Annotated in this window: 4 protein-coding genes; 3 read left to right on the top strand and 1 reads right to left on the bottom strand. The window is 31.5% G+C overall.

The features are described 5' to 3' along the window. Positions 1–457, top strand: a 457-nt coding sequence (locus tag ACI3VO_RS15875) for a 4Fe-4S binding protein (protein ID WP_439758850.1), incomplete at its 5' end; no start/stop codon positions are given. A 107-nt stretch (positions 458–564) separates the two neighbouring features. Here ACI3VO_RS15875 and ACI3VO_RS15870 read toward each other — a convergent pair. Further along, positions 565–1368: a nitroreductase family protein gene (locus tag ACI3VO_RS15870; protein WP_439758849.1), complete on the bottom strand. Its 804-nt coding sequence runs from the start codon at positions 1366–1368 to the stop codon at positions 565–567. 162 nt (positions 1369–1530) lie between these two features. Here ACI3VO_RS15870 and ACI3VO_RS15865 point away from each other — a divergent pair, with 162 nt between their 5' ends. Together ACI3VO_RS15865 and ACI3VO_RS15860 are read left to right on the top strand one after the other, a co-directional pair. Further along, positions 1531–1986: a DUF1648 domain-containing protein gene (locus ACI3VO_RS15865; RefSeq protein WP_439758848.1), complete on the top strand. Its 456-nt coding sequence runs from the start codon at positions 1531–1533 to the stop codon at positions 1984–1986. 17 nt (positions 1987–2003) lie between these two features. Next, a partial coding sequence (locus tag ACI3VO_RS15860) for an HAD family hydrolase (RefSeq protein WP_439758847.1) occupies positions 2004–2196 on the top strand: 193 nt, incomplete at its 3' end.

The following is a 2196-nucleotide window of genomic DNA, read 5'->3' as shown; positions in this document are numbered from 1 at the left end:
AATAGGACAATTAGTGCCAGCTCACGATCTTGAAAAATGTAAAGGATGTAAAAAATGTAAAATAGAACAAGCATGTCCAATGCACGCATGCAAAGTTGTAGATAAGAAAATCACTAGAGATGAAAGCATATGCAACCACTGCGGTCGTTGTGTAGGAAAATGTCCATTCGATGTAGTTGATGGAAAAGTTAGAGGCTTCAAAATCTACGTTGGCGGTAGATGGGGTAAAAAAATATCTATAGGTAAACCTCTAAATAAAGTATTTACAGACTTAGAAGAAGCTTTAAATGTTATAGAAAAAACTATCCTATTATTCAAGGATCAAGGAATAAAAGGTGAACGTTTTGAAGAAACTATAAATCGTCTAGGATTTGAAAATGTTGAAAAACAATTATTATCTGATGATTTATTAAATAGAAAAGAAGAAATAATAAACAAAGAATTATTGACTAAATAGTATTTGAAATATAAAACCTCTAAATGTAAATATAATAATTGGTTACATCTAGAGGTTTTATAATATATTTAAGCTTCGACACAGTAATTGCTATGTATTACTTTGTTTTAAAAATATTTATCAGGTATCCATGAAATTACGTATTCGTAATCAGTCTTTATACCAGGATTTACTATTTTAAATCTACCTTTAACTCTTTGTTCTTCCAAAACGCTATCGAAGTGACAAAGGGCGATACCCATGTCGATTTTGTTCATATCCCTTGATCCAGTTGTGAAGAAGTGAATTCCTTCATCGTTGTACACAACTCTCCAAGGTTGGCAATTTCTAGAAGATGGTGCAAGTCTGACTGCTTCTAGAGCATCACCGTAGATTCCTGCTTGTTTTTTAGCCATAGGAGTATAAAAATCATTTCGGCTAAATAATTTACTAAAAGGTTCTCTCTTGTTATGATTGCTTCCAATTAAAAATCCTATAGGGCTTCTTCTCAAACCAGGATAACCAATAGGAGAAACTACAGGCAAAATATATCCATCCTTAAGATTAATAGCCTTTGCAAATTTGCTTTTATTAAAAGTTCCTCCAAGCCAAACTGTACCAAGGTCTAGAGATGTACAGTATAAGATGACTTTTTCAAACGTATATCCTAAAGCCTCAAGAGCAAAAGGTTTATCCTCGCAAGAAGCTACTAAAAAGTAGTTAGGATTTTTGATCACACCGTAAGTGCCAAGTTTTTCTTTATGATAATTATTTGGTTTTAAAATTTGGATACAAACTTTTCTGTTAAATGGGTTTGTAACATCATCAATATAATTTTGAATTTTGTCTAAAACAGATGTATCTATAGGTTCGTTGCTATAGGTTCTGATTGATTGCCTAGATTTTATAAGTTGAAAAATTGATTGATTCATACTATGTCCTCCCCTTTAAGTTCTATAATTAAATTATAGCATGAAAAAACAATTATTGAATAGAATACAACAGCATAAAATATCTAAATAGATTCGTTGCGCAATACAAATTAAAAATATAAAATATAGTATAAGGTAAATTTTATTGGGGAGGGAAAAATCATGTATAATATTTATCAAAAAATACTAGAAGCTATCACAGCGATATTAGTTTTATGTGAAATCGTATATGTATCTATTAGATATTCAAAAATATCAGATAAAATACCTACACACTTTGATTTTGCTGGAAACCCAGATGCTTGGGGCAGTAAATCGACAGTTTTTGTACTTTTAGGAGTCACTATACTTTTATATGTAATACTGACTGTCTGCATGTTTTTTCCACAAACATGGAATATACCAGTTAAAGTCACAGATGAAAACAGAGCGAGAATTTTCAGCTATGTCATAAACATGCTTTTACTAATTAAACTACTGATAGTAGGGTGTTTTTTCTATATGACAGTTTGCTCGATGGAGGGGATTCCTCTAGGAATTTGGTTCACAGTTTTTATGCTCGTGAGTGTTTTAGGAGTGACTTTTTATTATATGGCAAAAACGGTAATAAATAGATAAAACTAAGGAGATTAAATATGAAAAATTACGACGCTTATATTTTTGATTTTGATTATACACTAGCAGATGCGACAAATCCAATTGTCGAGAGCTTTCACTACGCATTTGACAAATTAAATTTAAAAAGGGCTTCATACGACGATATCGTAAACACTGTAGGAATTCCTCTAGGAGAAGCATACACACTTTTGACAGGGGACAAAAGTGAGG

Origin of the sequence: Intestinibacter sp. (assembly GCF_051866655.1) — a bacterium.
Lineage (GTDB): Bacteria > Bacillota > Clostridia > Peptostreptococcales > Peptostreptococcaceae > Intestinibacter.
Note: the sequence above shows the minus strand (reverse complement) of the source record. Positions and strands in the feature narration are given on the sequence as shown.